Consider the following 23,422-nt stretch of genomic DNA (forward strand, 5'->3'; position numbering starts at 1 on the left):
TGTACGACTAGGGTATTCATGATAACGCGGTTATTAATGCTTGGGTAGCATGCCGATGGCTACTTGCTGTGCCGCAGGGTACGACAGATCGCCCACACTTCCACCTTTGTGATGCCGCTCTCATGGAGCAAACGGCTGAGCTGACCAGCGGTGGCGCCTGTGGTCACGACGTCATCGAGCAGGGCGACATGGCGATAGTGGTGGGGGCGGATCCGGAATGCCCCGCGCAGATTGCGCCGCCGCTGCCCGGCGCTCAGGGTTGTTTGTTGCGGGGTCGCCTTGATGCGCTGCAACAGGGTGTTGTCGCAGGGAATGTCGGTGAACTCGCCAAGGGCTTGCGCGATCTCCTCCGCCTGATTGAACCCGCGCCGCCACAGCCGCCACCAGTGCAGGGGAACCGGAATGATCGCCTCCGGCGGCTCGCGGCTATCGAGATGATCGGCCAAGAGGCGTGCCAGTAGCGGCGCCAGCAGGATCTGGCCGGAATATTTAAGCCGGGGGATCAGCATGGGGTAGGGGATTTGGTAGTCGCCGATCACCTGCAACCGCTCCCAGGGGGGAGGTCTGCGCTGGCAGCGACCACAGACCGGTATGCTCTTTTCTATATAGTCAGCCAGCGGTGCGGCGCAGAGGCGGCATCTCGGCTGTGACTGGTGCAGCGCCTGCCGGCACCAGCTGCAGAGCAGGGGCTCGTTGTCACAAGGCTGATGACAGAGGATGCAGCTCCCCTGCCAGTCGGCATGGCTGCCGAGCAGCGGGCTTGCTTTAGCGAGCAGTCGCTTTAACATGCTGACCCCAAGAGCATGAACAGGGATCTTGAGTCTAGATGAGCATATCGGTAGAGCAGTTTGGCCAGGGGCCCGATCTGGTGCTGTTGCACGGTTGGGGGATGAACGGCGCGGTCTGGCATGGCATTGCCCAGCAATTGGCGCTCCACTACAGGGTTCATCTGGTGGATTTGCCCGGTTTTGGCAACAGCCCGCTGGCAGACCAGGTGGATTACAGCCTGACCTGGCTTGCCGAGCAGGTGGCCGCCATCTTGCCACAGAAGTGCCATCTGCTTGGCTGGTCGCTCGGCGGTCTGGTGGCAAGCCAGTTGGCGCTGACGTATCCCGATCGGTTGCACTCCCTGATCACCGTGGCCAGCTCCCCCTGCTTCATGGCCCGTGATGAGTGGCCGGGGATCGCCCCCAAGGTACTGACCGGCTTCAACCAGATGCTGGCGGGGGATTTTCGCCAGACCATAGAGCGCTTTCTGGCGATCCAGGCAATGGGCAGCGAACATGCCCGGGATGATATCCGTCAGTTGCGCCATTGGCTGGCCGAGCGCCCGGCGCCCCAGTTTGCCGCACTCGAGGCCGGGCTGACGCTGTTGGCCGAGATTGACCTGCGCGAACCGCTGCGGGAGCTGGATCTGCCCTGGTTGCGGATCTATGGCCGACTGGATTCATTGGTGCCCAAGGCGGCCATTCCCCTGCTGGACGATCTCTACCCTGTCAGCCGCAGTGTGACCCTCAATAAGGCCTCACACGCACCTTTTATCTCCCATCCTGACGAATTCATTGAAATCGTTCGAGATTTTGTTGGCTAAAAAACAGCCGGCAAGCTTCATTAATCCTCTGGTCTGGCGGATAATTAAGCTGTGACCAGAGGAGTAACACCATGCGTATTGATTCTGCTTTCAACAGCGGGGTACAGGGATTTCAGCGAGCCGAGCAGATTGCCGACAAGGCATCCAATCAGATCGCCCGCCTCAACACCCCCAGCGGGGATCAGGTGCAAGTGACCGATGAGCTCGTCAATCTCAAGGTGGCCGAGCAGCAGGCTGGCGCTTCCGCCAAGGTAGTGCAGACTGCCAGCGATATGATGGGAACCCTGATCGACATCCGGGTGTGAGATGAACATCAATGTCAGTCTGCCCCCTCTTATCCCGACACAGCTGCAACCCCAGGTGGAAGCGGCGAGGACGGATAATCGCCGGGCAGAACTGATCCCGCAGGCTCGAGCGGGCCAAGCCTCCGTTGCCGAATCTGAAGTCGGCTCCCAGAAAGAGAAATCCAAAGCCGGTCAGGCCTCCAGCAATCAGAGCTCCCAGAACAGCCGTGAAACCGGGCAATTAGCGCCGACGACACTGCCAGATAATCGCTTTGTCGAGGCCACCGGTGAGGATGGGCAGCGCAAGCAGCAAGATCCCAAACAGCAGGAGCAGCAACAGCGGCAAGAGCAGCAGGTTCAGGATCTTGTCGAGCGTGACAAGGAGGTGCGCACTCACGAGCAGGCGCACCAGTCTGCGGGTGGAGAGTACGCCAGCTCGCCCACCTATCAGTTTACGCAAGGGCCGGATGGCAAGCGTTATGCGACGGGTGGCGAAGTCCAGATCGATACCAGTGTCGTACCCGGTGACCCTGCCGCCACCATCGCCAAGATGCAGCAGATCCGCTCTGCAGCGCTGGCGCCTGCCGAGCCTTCTGCGCAGGATTTGGCCGTCGCGCGCAGCGCCGCCGCCAGTGAAGCCAAGGCGCGCAAAGAGCTGATGGCCGAGCAGAGCGCAAAATCGGGCGGCGTGCTGAGTGCCTATATGGACAAGCGCAACAGCGTCATCGCGGGCCACTATCAACAGGCTGTCAGCCCGGCCTCGACCCAGTCCCTCAGTCTGCATATCTGAATCCCCCTCACCAAACTTTCAGCTGCTTTGCCTGTTTTGCAACTAACCTGAAGATCAGGCCTATTCCAATTTCACAGGAGCTGTCATGCATTTCGATGAAGTCAAAGCGGAAGATTTCACCACCTTCTCCCGTGTACCGCCCCCCCACCTGCAGATGGAGCAATTTCTGATGCAGCTCGGAGGAGGGGGAACTGAAGGAACCAGTTTCAAGAAGAAAGTGATGCTGGCGGCTGGCTGGAGCCACACCGGCGTCGTCTCTTACGGCAAGTATCCGCAAGAGGCCTGCAAGGCATTCAACCGACTGCGGGAGGTGCTGGCCCAGCATGGAGAGCCCGAGAGCATTCTTGCTGCCCTGGCGCAGTGATCCTGAGCTTCGCGTGTAAAAAAGCCCCTAGCGGGGCTTTTTGCATTCAGAGGCGTTCCGGACGGTGTCGTTACTTTTTCGCTTTGGAGAGCGCTGCCGCGAAGGCGTTGCCCATGGCACCACCCATAGGGGGGTTTTGGCGCGGCTCATTTCTTGGCTTAGCCTTGCCAGCACTGCTGTTGCGTGCTTCAGCTGGTTTGCGGGCGGGTTGCCCGGCCTTTTCGTCGAGGCGCATGGTCAGGCTGATCCGCTTGCGCGGGGCGTCCACTTCCAGCACCTTGACCCGCACAATGTCGCCAGCCTTGACCACCTCACGGGGATCCTTGACGAAACGGTCGGTCAGGGAGGAGATGTGCACCAGACCGTCCTGATGAACACCGATATCGACGAAGGCGCCGAAGTTGGTGACGTTGGTGACCACCCCTTCCAGTACCATCTCTGGCACCAGGTCGCTGATTTGCTCCACACCTTCCTTGAAGGTCGCGGTTTTGAACTCGGGGCGCGGGTCGCGGCCCGGCTTGTCCAGCTCGCCGATGATGTCGGTGACGGTAGGTACGCCGAATTGCTCATCGGTATAGTCGGCCGGTTTCAGGCTGCGCAGCAGGCTGCTGTTGCCGAGCAGGCTCTCCACGGTCTGCTCCAGCTTGGCGAGGATCCGCTCCACCACCGGATAGGACTCCGGGTGCACCGCCGAGCTGTCGAGGGGATTGCTGCTGCCGCGAATGCGCAGGAAGCCGGCGCACTGTTCGAAGGCTTTGGGGCCGAGTCGGCTCACTTTCAGCAACTGCTGACGGCTCTTGAATGCGCCGTGCTCATCCCGGTAGGCAACGATGTTCTGGGCCAACGTCTGGGAGAGGCCGGAAACCCGGTTGAGCAGGGCGACCGAGGCGGTGTTCACATCGACCCCGACCGCGTTTACGCAATCCTCAACCACGGCATCCAGCCGGCGGGCCAGCTGGCTCTGGCCGACGTCGTGCTGATACTGGCCGACCCCGATACTCTTGGGGTCGATTTTGACCAGTTCGGCCAGCGGGTCTTGCAGGCGGCGGGCGATGGAGACGGCGCCACGGATCGAGACGTCGAGATCCGGGAACTCCTGGGAGGCGAGTTCGGAGGCGGAGTAGACCGAGGCCCCCGCTTCGCTGACTACTATCTTCTGCGCCTTGGCGGCGGGGTAGCGCTCGAACAGATCGCTGACCAGCCGGTCGGTTTCCCGCGAGGCGGTGCCGTTTCCGATGCTGATGAGCTCGACCTTGTGTTTCTGGCACAGCTCGCTCAGGGTCTTGAGGCTCTGATCAATCTGGCGTTTTGGTTCGAACGGATAGATGGTGGCGTGATCGACCAGTTTGCCGGTGGCATCCACCACGGCAACCTTGACCCCGGTGCGGATGCCCGGATCCAGCCCCATGGTGCAGCGCATGCCCGCCGGGGCCGCCATCAGCAGATCCTTGAGGTTCATGGCGAACACCTTGATCGCCTCCTCCTCTGCCGACTCGCGGATGCGGCCGATCAGCTCTGTCTCCATCTGAAGCGACAACTTGATCTTCCAGGTCCAGCTCACCACCCCTTGCAGCCATTTGTCGGCCGGGCGGTTCTGCAGATTGAGCTTGAGGTGGTGGGCAATGATCCCTTCGCAGGGGCTGGCACTCTCATCGTCACCGGTGACCAGCGCCAGATTGAGGATCCCTTCATTGCGGCCGCGCAGCATGGCCAGCACCCGGTGGGAGGGGGCCTTGTGCAGTGGTTCGTCGTGTTCGAAATAGTCCTTGAACTTGGCCCCCTCCTGCTCCTTGCCTGCCACCACGCGGGCGCGCAGGGTGGCATTTTGCCACAGGTAGTCCCGCAGCTTCTCCAGCAGGTCGGCCTGCTCGGCGAAGCGCTCCATCAGGATATAGCGGGCGCCATCGAGAGCCGCTTTGCTGTCGGCAATGCCCTGTTCGGGATTGAGGAAGGCGGCCGCCGCTTGCTCGGGATCCTGCATCGGGTCGCTGAGCAGCAGGTTGGCCAGCGGCTCCAACCCGGCTTCGATCGCCATCTGCCCCTTGGTGCGGCGTTTGGGCTTGTAGGGGAGGTAGAGATCTTCCAGTCGGGTCTTGCTGTCGGCGCCATGCAATTCGCGCATCAGCTCGGGGGTCAGCTTGCCCTGCTCTTCGATGGAGCGAATGATCACCTGACGGCGATCTTCCAGTTCACGCAGATAGCCGAGGCGGCTTTCCAGAGTACGTAGCTGGCTGTCGTCCAGACCGCCGGTCACCTCTTTACGGTAACGGGCGATAAAAGGCACGGTCGAGCCTTCATCCAGCAGGCGAACGGCGGCCTGCACCTGCTCCGGGCGAGCATTAAGCTCACCGGCAATCTGTCTCTCTATGGTTTGCATCATGATGTTGTTGAGGGCCTCTGTAGTCGAGTCCGCGCCATCAGGCGCCAAGTGTGAGCACTATATGGGGTCGTGTAGCGGGATGCCACCCTGCGCCGAGGCCACCGCCATGCAGATTGATGGTGCTGCTGGGGGGAGGCACTTATCTTGCCTTGGCACTTGCTGCTCAGGATGTGGCTGTGGCAAGCAGCCCGCCAGCAGTCCCATTATTTGGAATAGCTGATCTCGTTGATATACCAGCAGACGTCACCAACTGGCGTACAGACGATGGCTTCATCCCCAACCTCTTTCTTGAGCAGGGCGCGGGCCATGGGGGAGTCGATGGAGATGTAATCCTTGCGCTCGAAGATCTCGTCATAGCCGACGATGCGAAAGCGTTTGGTCTCGCCCTCTTCGTTTTCCACCTCGACCCAGGCGCCGAAGAAGACCTTGCCCTCCTGCGCGGGGGCATAGTCGACGATCCCCAGCTCTTCGAGGCATTTGCGCAGGTAGCGTACCCGCCGGTCAATCTCCCGCAACCGCTTCTTGTTGTACTGGTAGTCGGCATTTTCACTGCGATCCCCCAGGCTGGCGGCCCATGCCACCTTCCTGGTGACCTCGGGGCGCTCCTGACGCCAGAGGAAATCGAGCTCTTCTTTCAGCTTGTTGTAGCCTTCGCGGGTGATCAGCTTTGTCTTCATGGTGATGCGGACCTGGTCAAAGAGGGGTAATCATCGCTAACTGCTCGGGAATATTAGCTTTTGTCCCTTTGCTGTCGAGATAAATCGTACCGGTCTGGCTGGCTCCCTCGAGAGGGGGGTGGCGAGGTCAGTGACTTGATTGCCATCACGCTATAGAAATGGGTAATAACCGGTAACATATTTATGCTTTGCTCCCGTGATATCCCCCCCTAGTATTGGGGGCAGCGAAAGAATAAGAGGCAAAGCAATGAGTCAGCAGCAATACAAGGTCCTGGTCGTGGACGATGACCTGAAATTACGTTCCCTGTTGGAACGCTATCTCACCGAGCAGGGATTCGTGGTGCGCGGCGTGGCCAATGGTGAACAGGCCGATCGCCTGCTGACTCGTGAAAACTTCAGCCTGATGGTGCTCGATCTGATGTTGCCGGGGGAGGATGGGCTCTCTATCTGCCGTCGTCTGCGGGAAGCGGGCAACCAGATCCCGGTGCTGATGCTCACCGCCAAGGGGGATGAAGTGGATCGCATCGTCGGACTCGAAATGGGTGCCGATGACTATCTGCCCAAGCCGTTCAATCCCCGTGAGTTGCTGGCGCGGATCCGTGCCGTGCTGCGCCGTCATACCGTCGAGTTGCCCGGAGCCCCCTCTGCCGCAGAGAAAGTCGTCAACTTCGGGGCCTTCCAGCTCAATCTGGCGACCCGCGAGTTGAGCCGGGATGGCGAGCCGATGGCGCTCACCAGCGGTGAATTTGCGGTGCTCAAGGTGTTGGTCAGCCATCCGCGCGAGCCGCTTTCCCGCGACAAGTTGATGAATCTGGCACGTGGCCGCGAATATACCGCCACCGAGCGCAGTATCGACGTACAGGTCTCTCGCCTGCGCCGCCTGCTGGAGCAGGACCCGGCCCAACCTCGCTATCTGCAGACCGTCTGGGGTCTGGGGTATGTCTTTGTGCCAGATGGTGACGGTGCATGAAAAAGGTCGGCAGCATGTTTTCCCGCATGCTCTGGTTTCTGGCCGCCGTCCTGGTGGTCTATCAAGCGGTCTCCTACGTCACCTTCTACAACTATCTACTGGCGCCGACCGTCAAGCAGATCAGTCACTTGCTGGCCAATCAGGTCAAGCTGATCTTTCCGGTCAATACCGAGCAACTGGCGTTGAGTGAAGATGCCGAGGCACTGGTCTATGTGACGACCGGTACCGACATCTACACCCAGAGCGAGGCGGTGCAGCATGGCTTCAACGATGCCAAGCCGTACCCCTATCTGGAGGAGAACATCAGCCGTGAACTGGGCGGTCCGGCCAAGGTGCGGGTCGAGATCCAGGATCACTACATCATCTGGATCCAGCCACCGCAGGCCAGCAAAATCTGGGTACGGATCCCGCTGACCGAGATTGAAGATGACGATATTGAACCCCTCATCATCTATCTAAGTGTACTGTTGGTGATCACCCTGTTTGCGGCCTGGCGCTTTGCCCGCCAGCTGGTGCGCCCGCTCGAGGATCTCGAGGCTGGCGCGGTTGCAGTGGCCAGAGGGCATTTCCCGGAGGCACTGGGGGAGCAGGGGTCACGGGAGGTACGCCGTCTGACTCGCACCTTCAACCATATGTCCCACTCCATCAAGAGCCTGATCGAGGAGCGTAACCTGATGATGGCGGGGGTTTCCCACGACCTGCGCACTCCGCTGACCCGCATCCGGCTGGCTACCGAGATGATGTCCTCCGGTGACGAATATCTCAAGGAGAGCATCAACTCAGACATTGATGAGTCCAATGCCATCATCGATCAGTTCATCGACTACATCCGTCCGGATGAGGGGCAGGCTCCGGTACCTGTCGATCTGACCCAGTTGGTGCATGATACCTTGCTGATCTACTCGGAGCAGGGGTTGGAAGTCGATCTGGCGCTGCCACAAGAGGCAGTGAGGGTGGCCTGCAATCCGGTCAGCATCCGACGGGTGCTGAACAACCTCTCAAGCAACTCGCTACGCTATGGGGCGAGCAGGTTGCATGCCGAATTGAAGGACGATGGGCACTGGGTGCGCCTGCGCCTCTCCGATGATGGCCCCGGCATCCCCGAGCAGGACTACTCCCGGGTACTGAAGCCATTTACTCAGGGGAATATCGCCCGCACTGTCGGTGGCAGTGGCTTGGGGTTGGCAATTGTGGCCAAAATTGTCGCCCAGCACCACGGTACTATCCGGTTGGGGAGCTCGGAGCTCGGCGGCTTGCTGGTCGAGATGCGGCTGCCAAAACATCAGCCACAGGAGTGGATGGATTGAGAGAAGTGCGTATCCGTGGATACGCCCTTCTGCATGGTCAGCTCTTTGTCTCGGCTGATGCACGATAGCGTTTGCCGTACTTGAGCTGCTGGATCAGCAGGGCGGCAACGATGAGCGCCAACCCGATGGGGGTGGCCGGATGGATGGCTTCGCCGATCAACAGGTAGAGCAGCACCAGTGAGGCAAACGGCGAGATAAAGATGAGGTTGCTGATGGGGGCCGTGTTGGTGGCATGGCGCAGCGCCATCAGCCAGAGCACGAAACCGAAGCCCATTTCGAACAGTCCCACATAGATGGCTCCAGCCCATCCCTGCCAGGCGGTCATGGCAAAATCGGAGAGCAACCAGGTTGCAACGACGATAAAAGGCAGGCTGATCATAAAGCCGAGCAACAGGCTGACAATGGGATCCCCCTGATTGCGGGTGTTGAGGATCCAGTAGCTTGCCCAGATGAGGGTCGAGACCAGCGCCAGCGTCACGCCGAGGGAACTGTCGAACTGGAGGCCGAATACATCCCCTCTGGTGGCGATCACCAGTGCGCCAAAATACCCCAGCACGATGGCGACGCCATCACGCCGACGCAGCTTCTGGCCGAGGAAGGGGACGGCCAGCAGACTGAGGGTAATGGCCCAGGTGTAGTTGAGGGTCTGTGCCTGCTGGGCAGGCAGCAGGTCATAGGCCTTGAACAGCAACAGGTAATAGAGAAAGGGGTTCAGCACACCCAGAGTCAAGTAGTAGAAAGGGCGGGCCTTGATGTAGCTCCCCAGCAGCGGCAGTTTGCCCTGTTTGGCGACGACGGCTGTCAGCGTGAGAGTTGAGGTGAAGGCGGCCACAAGCAACAGTTGCACGGGTTCGAAATAGGCGAGGGAGATCTTGAAGGCTGTGGCGACCGTCGACCAGAGGGCAACGGCGCAAAGGCCATACTGATAGGCTTTCTTTTGATCTTTGAGCATGGGATGTCGTTCCACTGACGGAGGCAAGCGCACAGTCTACCAGTCTGCTTGTAACATTGTCGTTACCTGGGTGTTGGTAGCAGAGTGCGTTGCCGCAGGCGAGATCCATCTGTTACATAAAACTGCGCATAATCTGTTCGCTCTCCCTTGCGCAAATTTGAAAAATCCGTATAATCCCCTCCGCTTACCCATGAGGTAAGCCAGACGATATGTCTGTTGCTGAGTTTACTGCTTGCAGAGACCAGCCATACAGTCCTCCCGATATGGGAGGAAACGTGAAAAATCGCACCTCTGGCGGGAGAAATCTCGGTCGGGCGGTGTTGATTTATGTTCTTTTATCTATTGGAGCTCTGTCAATGCAGAACCAAAGAATCCGTATCCGCCTGAAGGCTTTTGATCATCGCCTGATTGATCAATCCACTGCGGAAATCGTTGAAACTGCAAAGCGCACTGGCGCGCAGGTTCGCGGTCCTATTCCGCTGCCGACTCGCAAAGAGCGCTTCACCGTCCTGATCTCCCCGCACGTCAACAAAGATGCGCGTGATCAGTACGAGATCCGCACTCACAAGCGTCTGGTAGACATCGTTGAGCCGACTGACAAGACCGTAGACGCCCTGATGCGTCTGGATCTGGCAGCTGGTGTAGACGTCCAGATCAGCCTGGGTTAATTACGGAAAGAGGTTGATAACAATGACAATCGGTCTTGTAGGTCGCAAAGTGGGTATGACTCGCATCTTCACTGAAGATGGCGTTTCTATCCCGGTGACTGTTATCGAAGTTGAAGCTAACCGTGTAACTCAGGTCAAATCTGTAGAAACCGACGGCTACAACGCTATTCAGGTTACCACTGGCGCCAAAAAAGCCAGCCGTGTGACCAAGCCGGAAGCTGGCCACTTCGCCAAAGCTGGTGTAGAAGCCGGTCGCGGTCTGTGGGAATTCCGCCTGAACAACGGTGAAACTTTCACTGTTGGTAGCGAGCTGAAAGTAGATCTTCTCGCTGACGTTAAGCTGGTAGACGTTACCGGCACATCCAAAGGTAAGGGCTTTGCTGGTACTGTTAAGCGCCACAACTTCCGCACCCAGGATATGACCCACGGTAACTCCTTGTCTCACCGCGTTCCGGGTTCTATCGGTCAGAACCAGACTCCGGGTCGTGTATTCAAGGGCAAAAAGATGGCTGGTCACATGGGTGCTGAGCGTGTAACGACTCAGAACCTGGAACTGGTTCGTGTTGACGCTGAACGCAACCTGCTGCTCATCAAAGGTGCAGTACCGGGTGCAACCAACGGCAACGTGATCGTCAAACCTGCCGTCAAAGCGTAACGTCTGAGGAGATAGTAATGGAATTGGTAATGAAAGACGCCAAGAGCGCTCTTGAAGTTTCCGAGACTACCTTCGGGCGCGAATTCAACGAAGCTCTGGTTCACCAGGTCGTCGTTGCATATGCCGCTGGTGCCCGTCAGGGTACTCGTGCGCAGCTGACTCGCTCTGAAGTGTCTGGTGGCGGCAAAAAGCCGTGGCGTCAGAAGGGTACTGGTCGTGCCCGTGCTGGCTCCATCCGTTCGCCCATCTGGCGTTCCGGTGGTGTGACTTTTGCTGCTAAGCCGCAAGATCACAGCCAGAAAGTAAACAAGAAGATGTACCGCGGCGCTATCCGTAGCATTCTGTCCGAGCTGGTACGTCAAGAGCGCCTGATCGTTGTTGAGAAGTTCGGCATCGAAGCTCCGAAGACCAAAGAACTGATCGCCAAGCTGAAAGAAATGGAACTGACTGACGTTCTGATCGTGACTGCTGAAGTCGATGAGAACCTGTTCCTGGCTGCTCGCAACCTGTACAAAGTTGACGTGCGTGACGTTGCCGGTATCGACCCGGTCAGCCTGATCGCTTTCGACAAGGTTCTGATGACTGCTGACGCAGTTAAGCAAATCGAGGAGATGCTGGCATGATCCGTGAAGAGCGTCTGCTGAAAGTTCTGAAGGCTCCGCACATCTCTGAAAAGAGCACCATGGTTGCAGAAAAGCAGAACACTATCGTGTTCAAAGTTGCTGTTGATGCTACCAAGGCGGAAGTCAAAGCTGCAGTTGCGAAACTGTTCGAGGTCGAAGTTGAGACCGTCCGTACCCTGAACATGAAGGGTAAGACCAAGCGCGCAGGTGCACGCGTAGGCCGTCGTTCCGATTGGAAAAAGGCTTATGTGACCCTGAAAGCTGGTCAGGACATCGACTTCATGGGCGCAGCCGAGTAAGAGGAGTTCTCAAAAATGGCAATCGTTAAGTGCAAGCCTACTTCTCCGGGCCGCCGCCACGTCGTCAAGATCGTCAATCAAGAGCTGTACAAGGGCAAGCCCTTCGCCGCTCTGCTGGACAGCAAAAGCAAGTCCGGTGGTCGTAACAACAACGGCCGCATCACTACCCGTCATATCGGTGGTGGTCACAAGCAGCACTACCGTATCGTCGACTTCAAGCGCGACAAAGACGGTATCCCGGCTAAAGTAGAGCGCCTGGAATACGATCCGAACCGTACCGCTAACATCGCTCTGGTGTTGTATGCAGACGGTGAGCGTCGTTACATCCTGGCTCCGAAAGGCCTGAAAGCTGGTGACGCGATCGCTTCTGGTGCTGATGCAGCCATCAAGGTAGGTAACGCCCTGCCGATGCGCAACATCCCGGTTGGTTCTACCGTTCACGCTGTAGAGATGAAGCCTGGTAAAGGTGCCCAGCTGGCTCGTTCCGCTGGTACTTTCATCCAGATCCTGGCTCGTGAAGGTAACTATGTAACTCTGCGTCTGCGTTCCGGCGAAGTACGTAAAGTTCTGGCCGAGTGCCGCGCTACCATCGGTGAAGTCGGTAACTCCGAGCACATGTTGCGTCAACTGGGTAAAGCCGGTGCAAACCGCTGGCGTGGTATTCGTCCGACCGTTCGCGGTATGGCGATGAACCCGGTTGACCACCCGCACGGTGGTGGTGAGGGTCGTAACAAGGGCATGCAGCCTGTGTCCCCATGGGGCCAGAAGGCTAAAGGCTTCAAGACCCGTAAGAACAAGCGTACCGACAAGTACATCGTACGTCGTCGTAACAAGTAATTGTTAACATAGAGGAATCACCATGCCACGTTCTCTCAAGAAGGGTCCATTTATTGACCTGCACTTGCTGAAGAAGGTAGAGAAAGCGGTGGAAAGCGGGGATAAAAAGCCGGTTAAAACCTGGTCCCGTCGTTCAATGATCATCCCGAACATGATCGGTTTGACCATCGCTGTCCATAATGGTCGTCAGCACGTTCCGGTTTTCGTTACCGAAGAAATGATCGGTCACAAACTGGGTGAATTCGCACCGACTCGTACTTATCGCGGCCATGCTGCTGATAAGAAGGCTAAGAAGCGCTAAGGGATAAATGATGGAAGCTATCGCTAAACACCGTTATGCCCGTACTTCTGCCCAGAAAGCTCGTCTGGTAGCCGATCAAGTACGTGGTCTGTCCGTAGACAAGGCTCTGAATATCCTGACCTTCAGCCCGAAAAAGGCTGCAGTGCTGGTTAAGAAAGTGCTGGAATCTGCCATTGCAAACGCTGAGCACAACGAAGGCGCCGATATCGACGCGCTGCGTGTTGCTACTATCATGGTCGACGAAGGTCCCTCCATGAAGCGCATCCGTCCGCGTGCCAAAGGTCGTGCGGATCGTATCCTCAAGCGTACCGCTCACATCACTGTAGTGGTATCCGACGCTAAGGCTGGGAGATAAGCAATGGGTCAGAAAGTACATCCTAATGGCATTCGCCTGGGTATTACCAAGCCTTGGAATTCTACCTGGTTCGCGAACACCAAAGACTTCGCTGACAACCTGTACAGCGATTTTCAAGTACGCCAGTTCCTGACCAAGGAACTGAAAAATGCGTCCTTGTCCAAGATTACCATTGAGCGTCCGGCCAAGAGCATCCGTGTGACCATTCACACCGCTCGTCCGGGTGTTGTCATCGGTAAGAAAGGCGAAGACGTTGAGAAGCTGCGCAAAGCTGTAGCCACTATTGCTGGCGTGCCTGCTCAGATCAACATTTCCGAAGTCCGCAAGCCGGAGCTGGATGGCAAACTCGTTGCCGACAGCATCACTTCCCAGCTGGAGCGTCGTGTAATGTTCCGTCGTGCTATGAAGCGCGCCGTACAGAACGCAATGCGCCTGGGTGCCAAGGGCATCAAAGTGGAAGTTTCCGGTCGTCTGGGCGGCGCTGAAATCGCGCGTACCGAATGGTACCGTGAAGGTCGTGTGCCGTTGCACACCCTGCGTGCCGACATCGACTACGCAACTTCTGAAGCCCACACCACTTACGGTGTGATCGGCGTTAAAGTTTGGATCTTCAAGGGCGAAGTTCTGGGCGGTCTGGCTGCTGTTAACGCTGCCGCTGCTCAAGAGCAAGCTCCTGCAAAGCCCAAGCGTGACAACAAGCGCCGCGCTGCTAAGTAAGGAGATTCGGTAAATGTTGCAACCTAAGCGTACTAAATTCCGCAAGACCCACAAGGGTCGTAACCGCGGTCTGGCCACCTCTGGTAACGAAGTATCCTTCGGTACCTTTGGCCTGAAGGCGACATCCCGTGGTCAACTGACTGCTCGTCAAATCGAAGCAGCCCGTCGTGCCATGACCCGTCACGTTAAGCGTCAAGGTAAGATCTGGATCCGTGTGTTCCCGGACAAGCCCATCACCGAAAAGCCCCTCGAAGTTCGTATGGGTAAAGGTAAGGGTAACGTGGAATACTGGGTTTGCCCGATCCAGCCTGGCAAGGTTCTGTACGAGATGGACGGTGTACCTGAGGCTCTGGCGCGTGAAGCGTTTGCCCTGGCCGCAGCTAAGCTGTCTGTTCAGACCACTTTCGTAATTAAGACGGTGATGTGATGAAAGCCCAAGATCTGCGTCAAAAGAGCGTCGAAGAACTGAACCAGGAGCTGCTGGGCCTGCTGCGTGAGCAATTCAACATGCGCATGCAAGCGTCCACCGGCCAGCTGGCTCAGACTCACACTCTGAAACAAGTGCGTCGTGACGTCGCACGTATCAAGACTGTACTGACTGAGAAGGCAGGTGCGTAATGACTGACAAGATCCGTACTCTGCAAGGTCGTGTAATCAGCGACAAGATGGACAAGTCCATCACTGTTGCTATCGAGCGCAAGGTAAAGCACCCGATCTACGGTAAGATCATCAAGCGCACTACCAAGCTGCACGTGCATGACGAAAACAACGAATGCAAAGCTGGCGACCTCGTGGAAATCCGCGAATGCCGCCCGCTGTCCAAGACCAAGTCCTGGACCCTGGTTGCCGTTGTAGAAAAGGCCTAATCGGTACTTTGTAGTCCAAGCGGCCCCTTTCAGGGGCCGTTTGTTTTTTAGGCTACCTTTTCTGAAAATCCTGTGTTATAGTTTCGCGCCTTTTGAAGGCAGCCAGATCCCATTAGGGATAAGAAGTAAACAAAGCGGAGCACTAAGATGATCCAGATGCAAAGTATGCTGGGTGTTGCCGACAACTCCGGCGCTCGCAGTGTAATGTGTATTAAGGTTCTGGGTGGCTCGCACCGCCGTTACGCCGGCATCGGCGACATCATCAAGGTTTCCATCAAGGAAGCCATTCCTCGCGGTAAAGTGAAGAAAGGTGATGTGTATAACGCGGTGGTCGTACGCACCCGTAAAGGCGTTCGTCGTCCGGACGGCTCTGTCATCCGTTTCGACAACAATGCGGCTGTGTTGCTTAACAACAACCAACAGCCAATCGGTACTCGTATTTTTGGCCCGGTGACCCGTGAACTGCGTAATGAGAAGTTCATGAAGATTGTGTCCCTGGCACCCGAAGTACTGTAAGGAGTCGAACGATGGCAGCTAAAATCCGTCGCGAAGACGAAGTGATTGTTCTTACCGGCAAAGACAAGGGCAAGCGTGGCAAAGTCACTCAGGTTCTGATTGCTAAAGGTAAGGTAATCGTGGAAGGCATCAATCAGGTGAAGAAACACCAGAAGCCGGTACCCGCACTGGGTCAGGCTGGCGGTATCGTCACCAAAGAAGCCCCCATCGATGTATCAAACGTAGCGCTGTTCAACTCTGCCACTGGCAAAGCTGACCGCGTTGGTTTCCGGATTGAAGACGGCAAAAAAGTTCGTTTCTTCAAATCCACCGGCGAACTTGTGAAGTAATTGGAGTTTAACGATGGCGAAACTGCATGATTACTACAAATCCGATGTAGTAAATGAACTGTCAAAGCAGTTCGGTTACAAGACTATCATGCAAGTCCCTCGGATCGAGAAAATCACCCTGAACATGGGTGTTGGTGAAGCGATCTCTGACAAGAAGTTGCTGGAAAATGCTGCTGCCGATATGGCTGCCATTTCCGGTCAGAAGCCGCTGATCACCAAAGCTCGCAAATCTGTTGCGGGCTTCAAGATTCGTGAAGGCTACCCGATAGGTTGTAAAGTAACCCTGCGTGGCGAGCGTATGTGGGAGTTCCTGGAACGGCTGATCTGCATCTCCGTACCGCGTATCCGTGACTTCCGTGGCCTGAACGCTAAAGCGTTCGACGGTCGTGGTAACTACTCCATGGGCGTGCGTGAGCAGATCATCTTCCCGGAAATCGACTATGACAAAGTCGATCGCGTCCGTGGTCTGGATATCACCATCACCACTTCCGCGAATACCGATGAAGAAGGCCGTGCTCTGCTGGCTGCCTTTAACTTCCCATTCCGCAAGTAAGGTTAGGGTTATGGCTAAAACATCCATGAAAGCGCGCGAAGCAAAGCGTGCCAAGCTGGTAGCCAAGTACGCGACCAAGCGTGCCGAGCTGAAAGCTATCATCGTTGACATGAACGCTTCTGAAGAAGCGCGTTGGGATGCTGTACTGCAACTGCAACAGCTGCCCCGTGATTCCAGTCCGTCCCGCCAGCGTAACCGTTGCAATATTACTGGTCGTCCGCACGGTTTCCTGCGCAAGTTTGGCCTGTCTCGCATCAAGGTGCGTGAGCATGCCATGAAGGGCGAAATTCCGGGCCTGAAGAAGGCTTCTTGGTAACGAATCTCGGGAGTTAGACTTATGAGCATGCAAGATCCGATCGCGGATATGCTGACCCGCATCCGTAACGGTCAGGCGGCGAGCAAAGTTGCGGTTTCCATGCCTTCTTCCAAGCTGAAAGTGGCTATCGCCAAAGTGCTGAAAGAAGAAGGTTACATCGCTGGCTACTCCGTAGCTGGTGACGTGAAGCCGGAACTGGAAATTGAACTGAAATATTTCCAGGGCAAGCCAGTTGTAGAACTGATCCAACGCGTGAGCCGTCCCGGCCTGCGTATTTACAAGCGCACTACTGATCTGCCGAAAGTTATGGGCGGTCTCGGTGTTGCTATCGTGTCCACGTCTAAAGGTGTGATGACTGACCGTGCTGCCCGTAAAGCAAGCATGGGCGGTGAGATCATCTGCTACGTCGCTTAATAGGAGGTAGGAAATGTCTCGTGTTGCTAAGGCACCCGTCACTATTCCTGCTGGCGTAGAGGTGACTCTGAACGGCCAGGAACTGTCCATCAAAGGTGGTAAAGGTTCCCTGGTTCGCTCTATTCACGCCGGTGTAGAAGTGACCAAAGAAGACAATGTACTGAAGTTCGCCCCGCGCGACGGCATCGCTGGTGCTGACGCTCAGGCCGGTACTGCCCGTGCATTGGTCAACAACATGGTAATCGGTGTTACCCAAGGCTTCGAGCGCAAGCTGCAGCTGGTTGGTGTAGGTTATAAAGCCTCCATCAAGGGCAATGCTGTTGCGCTGGCTCTGGGCTTCTCTCACCCGGTAGAGCATGCGCTGCCGGCTGGTGTGACCGCTGAGTGCCCGACTGCCACAGAAATCGTTCTGCGTGGTGTCGACAAGCAGCTGGTTGGCCAAGTCGCCGCCGATATCCGTGCTTACCGCGCTCCGGAGCCCTACAAGGGCAAGGGTGTACGCTATGCCAACGAGCAAGTGCGTACTAAAGAAGCTAAGAAGAAGTAAGGTAACACTATGGACAAGAAAGCAGCTCGTCTCCGTCGTGCTACTCGTGCTCGGAAAAAGATGCAGGAACTGGGAGCTACCCGTCTGGTTGTTCACCGTACCCCGCGTCATATCTATGCGCAGGTTATTGCAGCCAACGGTTCCGAAGTTCTGGCCTCTGCTTCCACAGTAGAGAAAGCCATCAGTGAAGCTCTGAAATACACCGGTAACGCAGATGCGGCTACCGCTGTAGGTAAAGCTATCGCTGAGCGTGCTATTGCCAAAGGCGTTCAGAACGTATCTTTCGATCGTTCCGGTTTCAAGTATCACGGTCGCATCGCTGCCCTGGCAGCTGCCGCACGTGACGCTGGTCTTCAGTTCTAAGCTAGGAGTCGAAGATGGCTAAAGTCGAATCTCAAGCCGGCGAACTGCAAGAAAAGCTCATTGCAGTAAACCGTGTTTCGAAAACTGTTAAAGGTGGTCGTATCATGTCCTTCACCGCGTTGACCGTGGTGGGTGATGGTAACGGCCGTGTAGGTTACGGTTACGGTAAAGCCCGTGAAGTTCCGGCTGCTATTCAAAAAGCAATGGAACAGGCCAAGCGTAACCTGAACAAGGTTGAACTGAACAACGGCACCCTGCACCACCCGGTGAAAGGTGTTCACTCCGGTTCCACTGTGTTCATGAAGCCGGCCTCTCAAGGTACTGGTATCATCGCAGGCGGCGCCATGCGTGCCGTTCTGGAAGTTGCTGGTATCCACAACGTGCTGGCTAAGACCTACGGTTCCACCAACCCAATCAACGTTGTTCGCGCAACTGTAGACGCTCTGGTTCACGGTCAGTCACCGGAACAGATCGCTGCCAAGCGTGGTCTGCGCGTTGAAGAAATTCTGGGGTAATGCGACATGGCTAACACTGTAAAAGTAACTCAAACTCGCAGCTCTATCGGCCGTCTGCCAAAGCACAAGGCGACTCTGCGTGGTCTGGGTCTGCGTCGCATTGGTCACACCGTTGAGCTGGAAGATACTCCTTGCGTACGTGGTATGATCAACCAGGTTTATTACATGGTTAAGGTGGAGGGCTAAGCATGCGTCTGAATACTCTGTCTCCGGCCGCTGGTTCCAAGCGCGTTAAGCACCGTCCGGGCCGTGGTATCGGTTCTGGTCTGGGCAAGACCGGTGGTCGTGGTGTTAAAGGTCAAACCTCTCGTTCCGGTGGCGGTAAAGTCCGCAACGGTTTCGAAGGCGGCCAGATGCCTTTGAAAATCCGTCTGCCGAAGTTCGGTTTCTTCTCTCGCAAATCTTTGGTATCTGCCGAAGTGCGCCTGAACGAAATCGCCCTGGTAGAAGGTGATGTAGTCGACGTGAGCACTCTGAAGCAAGCCGGCGTTCTGACCAAGAACATCGTGTTCGCTAAAGTTGTTCTGTCTGGCAACATTGACCGTGCTGTGACCGTTCGTGGTCTGTCCGTCACCAAAGGTGCACGTGCAGCCATCGAGGCCGCTGGCGGTAAAATCGAGGAATAATCAGTACAATGGCTAAGAAACCAGGATTGGATGTTAAAGCACAGGGTGGTCTGAGTGAACTAAAGAGCCGTCTGCTCTTCGTTCTCGGGGCGATTATCGTTTTCCGTGCAGGCTCTTATGTGCCGATTCCTGGTATTGACGCCGCCGTACTGGCCGAGTTGTTCCAGCAACAGAAGGGCACCATCATTGAGATGTTCAACATGTTCAGTGGTGGTGCACTATCGCGTGCTTCTATTCTTGCGTTGGGGATCATGCCGTACATTTCGGCGTCGATCATTATCCAGCTGCTGACAGTGGTTCATCCTGCTCTTGCTGAACTCAAGAAAGAGGGTGAATCCGGCCGTCGCAAGATTAGCCAATATACCCGTTGGGGCACGCTGGTTTTGGGAACTTTCCAGGCCATTGGTATTGCAACCGGTCTGCCGAATATGATGCAAGGACTCGTGACTCATCCGGGTTTGGGCTTCTATTTCACAGCGGTTGTGAGTCTGGTCACCGGTACCATGTTCTTGATGTGGTTGGGTGAGCAGATTACCGAGCGTGGGATTGGTAATGGTATCTCGTTGATTATTTTCACAGGTATCGTTGCTGGTCTGCCGCATGCCATTGGCGCTACGGCCGAACAGGCACGTCAAGGGGAATTGCACATCCTGCTGTTGTTGTTGCTGGGCTTGATTGTTTTCGCAGTGACTTACTTTGTGGTGTTCGTGGAGCGTGGTCAGCGTCGTATCGTCGTTAACTATGCCAAGCGTCAACAAGGCCGCCAGGTATTTGCTGCGCAAAGCACACACCTGCCGTTGAAAGTGAATATGGCTGGTGTGATTCCTGCGATTTTCGCATCCAGTATCATCCTCTTCCCGGGGACCATTACCTCCTGGTTTGGTCAGGGTGAGGGTAAAGTCGCTGATATCCTGCAACAGGTCTCTATGGTCCTGCAGCCGGGTCAGCCGCTTTACGAGATGCTGTATGCAGCAGCCATTATCTTTTTCTGTTTCTTCTATACCGCGCTGGTGTTCAACCCCCGCGAGACAGCAGATAACCTGAAGAAGAGTGGAGCCTTTATCCCGGGGATCCGCCCGGGCGAGCAGACAGCACGTTATATCGATAAGGTTATGACTCGCCTGACATTGGCAGGTGCGCTCTATATAACCTTTATCTGTCTGGTACCCCAGTTCCTGATGACTGCCTGGAACGTACAGTTCTACTTCGGTGGCACTTCGCTGCTGATTATTGTGGTGGTTATCATGGACTTCATGGCTCAGGTACAAACCCATATGATGTCTCATCAATATGGTGACGTCCTGAGGAAGGCCAACCTGAAGGGCTACGGCCGCTAAAGGTCGGCGTAGTTACGGAGTTAAGCAATGAAAGTTCGTGCTTCCGTTAAGGCAATCTGCCGTAACTGCAAAATCATCAAGCGTCACGGTGTGGTGCGTGTGATTTGCAGCGAGCCAAAGCATAAACAGCGCCAAGGCTAATTTTTTACGGTTAGTACTTGCAACAAATAGTTGTGCTGGCTACTATAGCCAGCCAACTTTTGTTGTGTATTGGTTGACCGCCACGTATCCGCTCACGGGCTTTGTGGTGGTCGTAATCTACTATATGTAGGAGTGAATAGTGGCCCGTATCGCTGGCATTAACATTCCTGACCATAAGCATGCAGTCATCGCTTTGACTGCTATTTATGGCGTCGGTCGTACCCGCTCCAAGGCCATCTGTGCCGCAGCCGGTATCGCTGAGAATGTGAAAATTAAAGACCTGGACGAAGCTCAGATCGAGAGTCTGCGTGAACAAGTAGGTAAATTCACCGTTGAAGGTGACCTGCGTCGTCAGATTTCCATGAACATCAAGCGTTTGATGGATCTGGGTTGCTACCGTGGTTTGCGTCACCGTCGTAGCCTGCCTGTTCGTGGTCAACGTACCAAGACCAACGCTCGTACCCGTAAGGGTCCGCGCAAGGCTATCAAGAAGTAACGGGAAGGTAGAAAATGGCTAAAACTCCGACTCGTGCTCGCAAGCGCGTTAAAAAGCAAGTGAGCGACGGTATTGCGCACGTTCATGCATCTTTCAACAACACAATCGTGACCATTACTGACCGTCAGGGCAACGCTCTGTCTTGGGCTACTTCTGGTGGTTCCGGTTTCCGTGGTTCTCGTAAGTCCACCCCGTTCGCTGCTCAGGTAGCTGCTGAACGCGCTGGTGAGATGGCCAAAGAATATGGCGTCAAGAACCTGGAAGTCATGGTCAAAGGTCCGGGTCCCGGTCGTGAGTCTTCCATCCGCGCCCTGAACGCGGCTGGTTTCCGCATCACTAACATTACTGATGTGACTCCGATCCCGCACAACGGTTGTCGTCCTCCCAAGAAGCGCCGCGTGTAACGCTGGTAGCTACTTGGTCTAGGATTGTTGGAGAAAGAAGATGGCAAGATATATCGGTCCTAAGCTTAAGCTTAGCCGTCGTGAGGGCACAGACCTCTTCCTGAAGTCTGGTGTTCGCGCGATTGATTCTAAGTGCAAGATTGACACCGCTCCTGGTCAGCACGGCGCTCGTAAGCCCCGCCTGTCCGACTACGGTGTACAACTGCGCGAGAAACAAAAAGTTCGTCGTATTTACGGCGTATTGGAAAAACAGTTCCGCAACTACTACCGCGACGCTGCCCGTCAAAAGGGTAACACCGGTGAAAACCTGTTGCAGCTGCTGGAAGGTCGTCTGGACAACGTCGTATACCGCATGGGCTTCGGTGCTACCCGCGCTGAATCTCGTCAGCTGGTGAGCCATAAGGCCATCATGGTAAACGGCCGCGTTGTGAACATTCCTTCTTTCCAGGTTTCCCCTGAGGACGTGATCTGCGTTCGTGAGAAGGCTAAGAAGCAAGCGCGTATCAAAGCTGCCCTTGAGGTTGCTGGTCAGCGCGAGAAGCCGACTTGGGTAGAGGTTGATGCCGCTAAAATGGAAGGTGCCTTCAAGCGCCTGCCGGAGCGTTCCGACCTGTCTGCCGACATTAACGAACAGCTGATCGTCGAGCTTTACTCCAAGTAAAGCTAGCTTCTAAAGAGAGGACACAATGCTGGGTTCTGTAACAGATTTTCTTAAACCGCGGCTAGTTGACATCGAGCAAGTTAGCCCGACTCATGCGAAAGTGACTCTTGAGCCACTTGAGCGTGGCTTTGGTCACACGCTGGGTAACGCCCTGCGTCGTATTTTGCTGTCTTCTATGCCCGGTTGTGCAGTTACTGAAGTCGAAATTGACGGTGTACTGCATGAGTACAGCAGCAAAGAAGGTGTACAGGAAGACATTCTTGAAATCCTGCTCAACCTGAAAGGTATCGCTGTGAAGCTGGAAGGCAAGGACGAGGTAACTCTGTCCCTGACCAAGTCTGGAACAGGCCCCGTTACCGCAGGTGATATCACTCACGGTGATGAAGTCGAGATCGTAAACCCGGAGCACGTAATCTGCCACCTGACTGGTGCCAATGCTGAAATCAGCATGCGCCTGAAAGTTCAGCGCGGTCGTGGTTATGTGCCTGCTTCTGCTCGTGTTCACAACGATGATGAAGAGCGTCCTATTGGTCGCCTGCTGCTGGACTCTGCATTCAGCCCCATCGTTCGTATTGCCTACAATGTTGAGGCAGCACGTGTGGAACAGCGTACCGACTTGGACAAGCTGGTTATCGACATGGAGACCAATGGTACTCTGGATCCTGAAGAAGCCATCCGTCGTTCTGCCACTATCTTGGCTGAGCAACTGGAAGCCTTCGTGGATCTGCGCGATGTCAGCGTGCCCGAGAAGAAAGAAGAGAAACCCGAGTTTGATCCGATTCTGCTGCGTCCTGTCGATGATTTGGAGCTGACAGTTCGTTCTGCGAACTGTCTGAAGGCAGAAGCTATCCACTATATTGGTGATCTGGTACAGCGTACCGAAGTTGAGTTGCTTAAAACTCCTAACCTCGGTAAGAAGTCCCTGACTGAGATCAAGGACGTGTTGGCCTCCCGTGGTCTGTCTCTTGGCATGCGCCTTGAGAACTGGCCGCCCGCCAGCATCGCTGACGAGTAATCCAGATTACGGGTTTCACAGATTTAGTTAGAAGGATAAGGTCATGCGCCATCGTTTGAGTGGTCGTCAACTGAACCGGAACAGCAGCCATCGTCAGGCTATGTTCCGCAACATGGCCAGCTCCCTGGTTCGTCATGAGATCATCAAGACGACTCTGCCTAAGGCAAAAGAGCTGCGTCGTGTAGTTGAACCGCTGATCACCCTTGCCAAGACTGATAGCGTTGCTAATCGTCGTCTGGCATTTGCCCGCACTCGCGATAACGCGATCGTGGCTAAGCTGTTCAATGAACTGGGCCCGCGCTACCTGGAGCGCGCCGGCGGTTATACTCGCATTCTGAAATGCGGTTTCCGTGCTGGCGACAACGCCCCTATGGCTTATATTGAGCTGGTAGACCGCCCGGCCGCTGCTGAAGCAGCTGCTGAGTGATAAAGAAAAAGCCGGGCTTGTCCCGGCTTTTCTTTTAAGAGATTTTGATACTGCCTCAACTGCCTCAACTGCCTCAACTGCCTCAACTGCCTCAACTGCCTCAACTGCCTCAACTGCCTCAACTGC

General features: G+C 55.8%; 38 protein-coding genes. 34 read left to right on the forward strand and 4 right to left on the reverse strand.

Going from position 1 to position 23,422, the window contains the following annotated elements:
* Positions 1-59: 59 nt before the first annotated feature.
* Entirely contained in the window at positions 60-788 is a 729-nt protein-coding gene (locus tag G5367_RS14110) for a ComF family protein (protein ID WP_421213408.1), read from the reverse strand.
* A gap of 38 nt (positions 789-826) precedes the next feature.
* Between G5367_RS14110 and bioH the strand changes: the two genes are divergently transcribed.
* From bioH to G5367_RS14130, 4 genes are all read left to right on the forward strand, one after another.
* The gene (gene bioH, locus G5367_RS14115) at positions 827-1,591 is read left to right on the forward strand and encodes a pimeloyl-ACP methyl ester esterase BioH (protein WP_421213406.1); all 765 of its coding nucleotides are present in this window, start codon (positions 827-829) and stop codon (positions 1,589-1,591) included.
* Positions 1,592-1,662: 71 nt separating this feature from the next.
* Positions 1,663-1,896: a flagellar basal body rod C-terminal domain-containing protein gene (locus G5367_RS14120; protein ID WP_005340632.1), complete on the forward strand. Its 234-nt coding sequence runs from the start codon at positions 1,663-1,665 to the stop codon at positions 1,894-1,896.
* Between the two features lies 1 nt (position 1,897).
* The gene (locus tag G5367_RS14125; RefSeq protein ID WP_058056364.1) at positions 1,898-2,665 is read left to right on the forward strand and encodes a putative metalloprotease CJM1_0395 family protein; all 768 of its coding nucleotides are present in this window, start codon (positions 1,898-1,900) and stop codon (positions 2,663-2,665) included.
* Between the two features lie 85 nt (positions 2,666-2,750).
* Positions 2,751-3,029 carry a hypothetical protein gene (locus G5367_RS14130; protein WP_005340630.1) on the forward strand — a complete coding sequence of 93 codons (279 nt, stop codon included), beginning with the start codon at positions 2,751-2,753 and terminating at the stop codon, positions 3,027-3,029.
* Between the two features lie 70 nt (positions 3,030-3,099).
* Here the strand turns inward: G5367_RS14130 and G5367_RS14135 are convergent, their stop codons facing one another.
* Together G5367_RS14135 and greB are read right to left on the reverse strand one after the other, a co-directional pair.
* Positions 3,100-5,409, reverse strand: coding sequence for a Tex family protein (locus G5367_RS14135; protein WP_421244486.1), 2,310 nt, complete (start codon positions 5,407-5,409; stop codon positions 3,100-3,102).
* 203 nt (positions 5,410-5,612) lie between these two features.
* A complete protein-coding gene (gene greB / locus G5367_RS14140) occupies positions 5,613-6,086 on the reverse strand; it encodes a transcription elongation factor GreB (RefSeq protein WP_421244487.1) in 474 nt (157 codons plus the stop codon).
* A 247-nt stretch (positions 6,087-6,333) separates the two neighbouring features.
* Here greB and ompR point away from each other — a divergent pair, with 247 nt between their 5' ends.
* Entirely contained in the window at positions 6,334-7,056 is a 723-nt protein-coding gene (gene ompR / locus G5367_RS14145) for a two-component system response regulator OmpR (RefSeq protein WP_005340625.1), read from the forward strand.
* Entirely contained in the window at positions 7,053-8,363 is a 1,311-nt protein-coding gene (gene envZ / locus G5367_RS14150; RefSeq protein ID WP_199415582.1) for a two-component system sensor histidine kinase EnvZ, read from the forward strand. Before ompR ends, envZ begins: the two co-directional genes overlap by 4 nt.
* 37 nt (positions 8,364-8,400) lie before the next feature.
* On the opposite strand, the gene G5367_RS14155 is transcribed toward envZ, so the two are convergent.
* Complete coding sequence (locus G5367_RS14155) at positions 8,401-9,315, reverse strand: DMT family transporter (protein ID WP_199415583.1); 915 nt, start codon at positions 9,313-9,315, stop codon at positions 8,401-8,403.
* A gap of 356 nt (positions 9,316-9,671) precedes the next feature.
* Between G5367_RS14155 and rpsJ the strand changes: the two genes are divergently transcribed.
* From rpsJ to rplQ, 28 genes are all read left to right on the forward strand, one after another.
* On the forward strand, positions 9,672-9,983 hold the full coding sequence (gene rpsJ, locus G5367_RS14160) for a 30S ribosomal protein S10 (RefSeq protein ID WP_005307944.1): 312 nt from the start codon (positions 9,672-9,674) through the stop codon (positions 9,981-9,983).
* Between the two features lie 22 nt (positions 9,984-10,005).
* Entirely contained in the window at positions 10,006-10,638 is a 633-nt protein-coding gene (gene rplC / locus G5367_RS14165; RefSeq protein ID WP_005340620.1) for a 50S ribosomal protein L3, read from the forward strand.
* Positions 10,639-10,655: 17 nt separating this feature from the next.
* Entirely contained in the window at positions 10,656-11,261 is a 606-nt protein-coding gene (rplD, locus tag G5367_RS14170) for a 50S ribosomal protein L4 (RefSeq protein ID WP_005340616.1), read from the forward strand.
* Positions 11,258-11,560 (forward strand): 50S ribosomal protein L23, encoded by a 303-nt coding sequence (gene rplW, locus G5367_RS14175; protein ID WP_005307955.1) that lies wholly within the window; start codon positions 11,258-11,260, stop codon positions 11,558-11,560. The genes rplD and rplW overlap by 4 nt, the downstream gene beginning before the upstream one ends.
* 15 nt (positions 11,561-11,575) lie before the next feature.
* Complete coding sequence (gene rplB, locus G5367_RS14180; protein ID WP_005340614.1) at positions 11,576-12,397, forward strand: 50S ribosomal protein L2; 822 nt, start codon at positions 11,576-11,578, stop codon at positions 12,395-12,397.
* A 22-nt stretch (positions 12,398-12,419) separates the two neighbouring features.
* Positions 12,420-12,698, forward strand: a complete 279-nt coding sequence (gene rpsS, locus G5367_RS14185) for a 30S ribosomal protein S19 (protein ID WP_005307960.1) — start codon at positions 12,420-12,422, stop codon at positions 12,696-12,698.
* 10 nt (positions 12,699-12,708) lie between these two features.
* Positions 12,709-13,053, forward strand: a complete 345-nt coding sequence (rplV, locus tag G5367_RS14190) for a 50S ribosomal protein L22 (protein WP_005319741.1) — start codon at positions 12,709-12,711, stop codon at positions 13,051-13,053.
* A 3-nt stretch (positions 13,054-13,056) separates the two neighbouring features.
* The gene (gene rpsC, locus G5367_RS14195) at positions 13,057-13,770 is read left to right on the forward strand and encodes a 30S ribosomal protein S3 (protein WP_005307962.1); all 714 of its coding nucleotides are present in this window, start codon (positions 13,057-13,059) and stop codon (positions 13,768-13,770) included.
* Between the two features lie 13 nt (positions 13,771-13,783).
* A complete protein-coding gene (gene rplP, locus G5367_RS14200) occupies positions 13,784-14,197 on the forward strand; it encodes a 50S ribosomal protein L16 (RefSeq protein ID WP_005340612.1) in 414 nt (137 codons plus the stop codon).
* A complete protein-coding gene (gene rpmC, locus G5367_RS14205; RefSeq protein WP_005307965.1) occupies positions 14,197-14,388 on the forward strand; it encodes a 50S ribosomal protein L29 in 192 nt (63 codons plus the stop codon). Before rplP ends, rpmC begins: the two co-directional genes overlap by 1 nt.
* Positions 14,388-14,636: a 30S ribosomal protein S17 gene (rpsQ, locus tag G5367_RS14210; RefSeq protein ID WP_005307966.1), complete on the forward strand. Its 249-nt coding sequence runs from the start codon at positions 14,388-14,390 to the stop codon at positions 14,634-14,636. Before rpmC ends, rpsQ begins: the two co-directional genes overlap by 1 nt.
* Positions 14,637-14,783: 147 nt before the next feature.
* Positions 14,784-15,152: a 50S ribosomal protein L14 gene (gene rplN, locus G5367_RS14215; protein WP_005307975.1), complete on the forward strand. Its 369-nt coding sequence runs from the start codon at positions 14,784-14,786 to the stop codon at positions 15,150-15,152.
* Positions 15,153-15,163: 11 nt separating this feature from the next.
* On the forward strand, positions 15,164-15,481 hold the full coding sequence (gene rplX, locus G5367_RS14220; protein ID WP_005307977.1) for a 50S ribosomal protein L24: 318 nt from the start codon (positions 15,164-15,166) through the stop codon (positions 15,479-15,481).
* Between the two features lie 13 nt (positions 15,482-15,494).
* Positions 15,495-16,034, forward strand: coding sequence for a 50S ribosomal protein L5 (rplE, locus tag G5367_RS14225; RefSeq protein ID WP_005331162.1), 540 nt, complete (start codon positions 15,495-15,497; stop codon positions 16,032-16,034).
* A 10-nt stretch (positions 16,035-16,044) separates the two neighbouring features.
* Positions 16,045-16,350 (forward strand): 30S ribosomal protein S14, encoded by a 306-nt coding sequence (gene rpsN, locus G5367_RS14230; protein WP_005340609.1) that lies wholly within the window; start codon positions 16,045-16,047, stop codon positions 16,348-16,350.
* 21 nt (positions 16,351-16,371) lie between these two features.
* On the forward strand, positions 16,372-16,764 hold the full coding sequence (gene rpsH / locus G5367_RS14235) for a 30S ribosomal protein S8 (protein ID WP_005307980.1): 393 nt from the start codon (positions 16,372-16,374) through the stop codon (positions 16,762-16,764).
* A gap of 13 nt (positions 16,765-16,777) precedes the next feature.
* Positions 16,778-17,311, forward strand: coding sequence for a 50S ribosomal protein L6 (gene rplF / locus G5367_RS14240; protein WP_005307981.1), 534 nt, complete (start codon positions 16,778-16,780; stop codon positions 17,309-17,311).
* Between the two features lie 9 nt (positions 17,312-17,320).
* Positions 17,321-17,674, forward strand: a complete 354-nt coding sequence (rplR, locus tag G5367_RS14245) for a 50S ribosomal protein L18 (protein ID WP_005340606.1) — start codon at positions 17,321-17,323, stop codon at positions 17,672-17,674.
* A gap of 14 nt (positions 17,675-17,688) precedes the next feature.
* A complete protein-coding gene (gene rpsE / locus G5367_RS14250) occupies positions 17,689-18,189 on the forward strand; it encodes a 30S ribosomal protein S5 (RefSeq protein ID WP_005342686.1) in 501 nt (166 codons plus the stop codon).
* 6 nt (positions 18,190-18,195) lie between these two features.
* Positions 18,196-18,375: a 50S ribosomal protein L30 gene (gene rpmD / locus G5367_RS14255; protein ID WP_005307985.1), complete on the forward strand. Its 180-nt coding sequence runs from the start codon at positions 18,196-18,198 to the stop codon at positions 18,373-18,375.
* 2 nt (positions 18,376-18,377) lie between these two features.
* Complete coding sequence (gene rplO, locus G5367_RS14260; protein WP_005342691.1) at positions 18,378-18,815, forward strand: 50S ribosomal protein L15; 438 nt, start codon at positions 18,378-18,380, stop codon at positions 18,813-18,815.
* An 8-nt stretch (positions 18,816-18,823) separates the two neighbouring features.
* A complete protein-coding gene (gene secY / locus G5367_RS14265; RefSeq protein ID WP_005307989.1) occupies positions 18,824-20,152 on the forward strand; it encodes a preprotein translocase subunit SecY in 1,329 nt (442 codons plus the stop codon).
* Between the two features lie 27 nt (positions 20,153-20,179).
* The gene (rpmJ, locus tag G5367_RS14270; RefSeq protein ID WP_005319705.1) at positions 20,180-20,293 is read left to right on the forward strand and encodes a 50S ribosomal protein L36; all 114 of its coding nucleotides are present in this window, start codon (positions 20,180-20,182) and stop codon (positions 20,291-20,293) included.
* A gap of 139 nt (positions 20,294-20,432) precedes the next feature.
* On the forward strand, positions 20,433-20,789 hold the full coding sequence (gene rpsM / locus G5367_RS14275) for a 30S ribosomal protein S13 (RefSeq protein ID WP_005307991.1): 357 nt from the start codon (positions 20,433-20,435) through the stop codon (positions 20,787-20,789).
* A 14-nt stretch (positions 20,790-20,803) separates the two neighbouring features.
* Complete coding sequence (gene rpsK, locus G5367_RS14280; RefSeq protein WP_005307993.1) at positions 20,804-21,193, forward strand: 30S ribosomal protein S11; 390 nt, start codon at positions 20,804-20,806, stop codon at positions 21,191-21,193.
* Between the two features lie 40 nt (positions 21,194-21,233).
* A complete protein-coding gene (gene rpsD / locus G5367_RS14285; protein ID WP_005342696.1) occupies positions 21,234-21,854 on the forward strand; it encodes a 30S ribosomal protein S4 in 621 nt (206 codons plus the stop codon).
* Between the two features lie 25 nt (positions 21,855-21,879).
* Entirely contained in the window at positions 21,880-22,869 is a 990-nt protein-coding gene (locus G5367_RS14290) for a DNA-directed RNA polymerase subunit alpha (RefSeq protein WP_005307997.1), read from the forward strand.
* A gap of 43 nt (positions 22,870-22,912) precedes the next feature.
* Positions 22,913-23,296: a 50S ribosomal protein L17 gene (gene rplQ, locus G5367_RS14295; protein ID WP_005307999.1), complete on the forward strand. Its 384-nt coding sequence runs from the start codon at positions 22,913-22,915 to the stop codon at positions 23,294-23,296.
* Positions 23,297-23,422 lie beyond the last annotated feature (126 nt).

The sequence above is a fragment of the Aeromonas sp. 604282 genome, assembly GCF_049170575.1.
Classification (GTDB): Bacteria; Pseudomonadota; Gammaproteobacteria; order Enterobacterales; family Aeromonadaceae; genus Aeromonas; species Aeromonas veronii_A.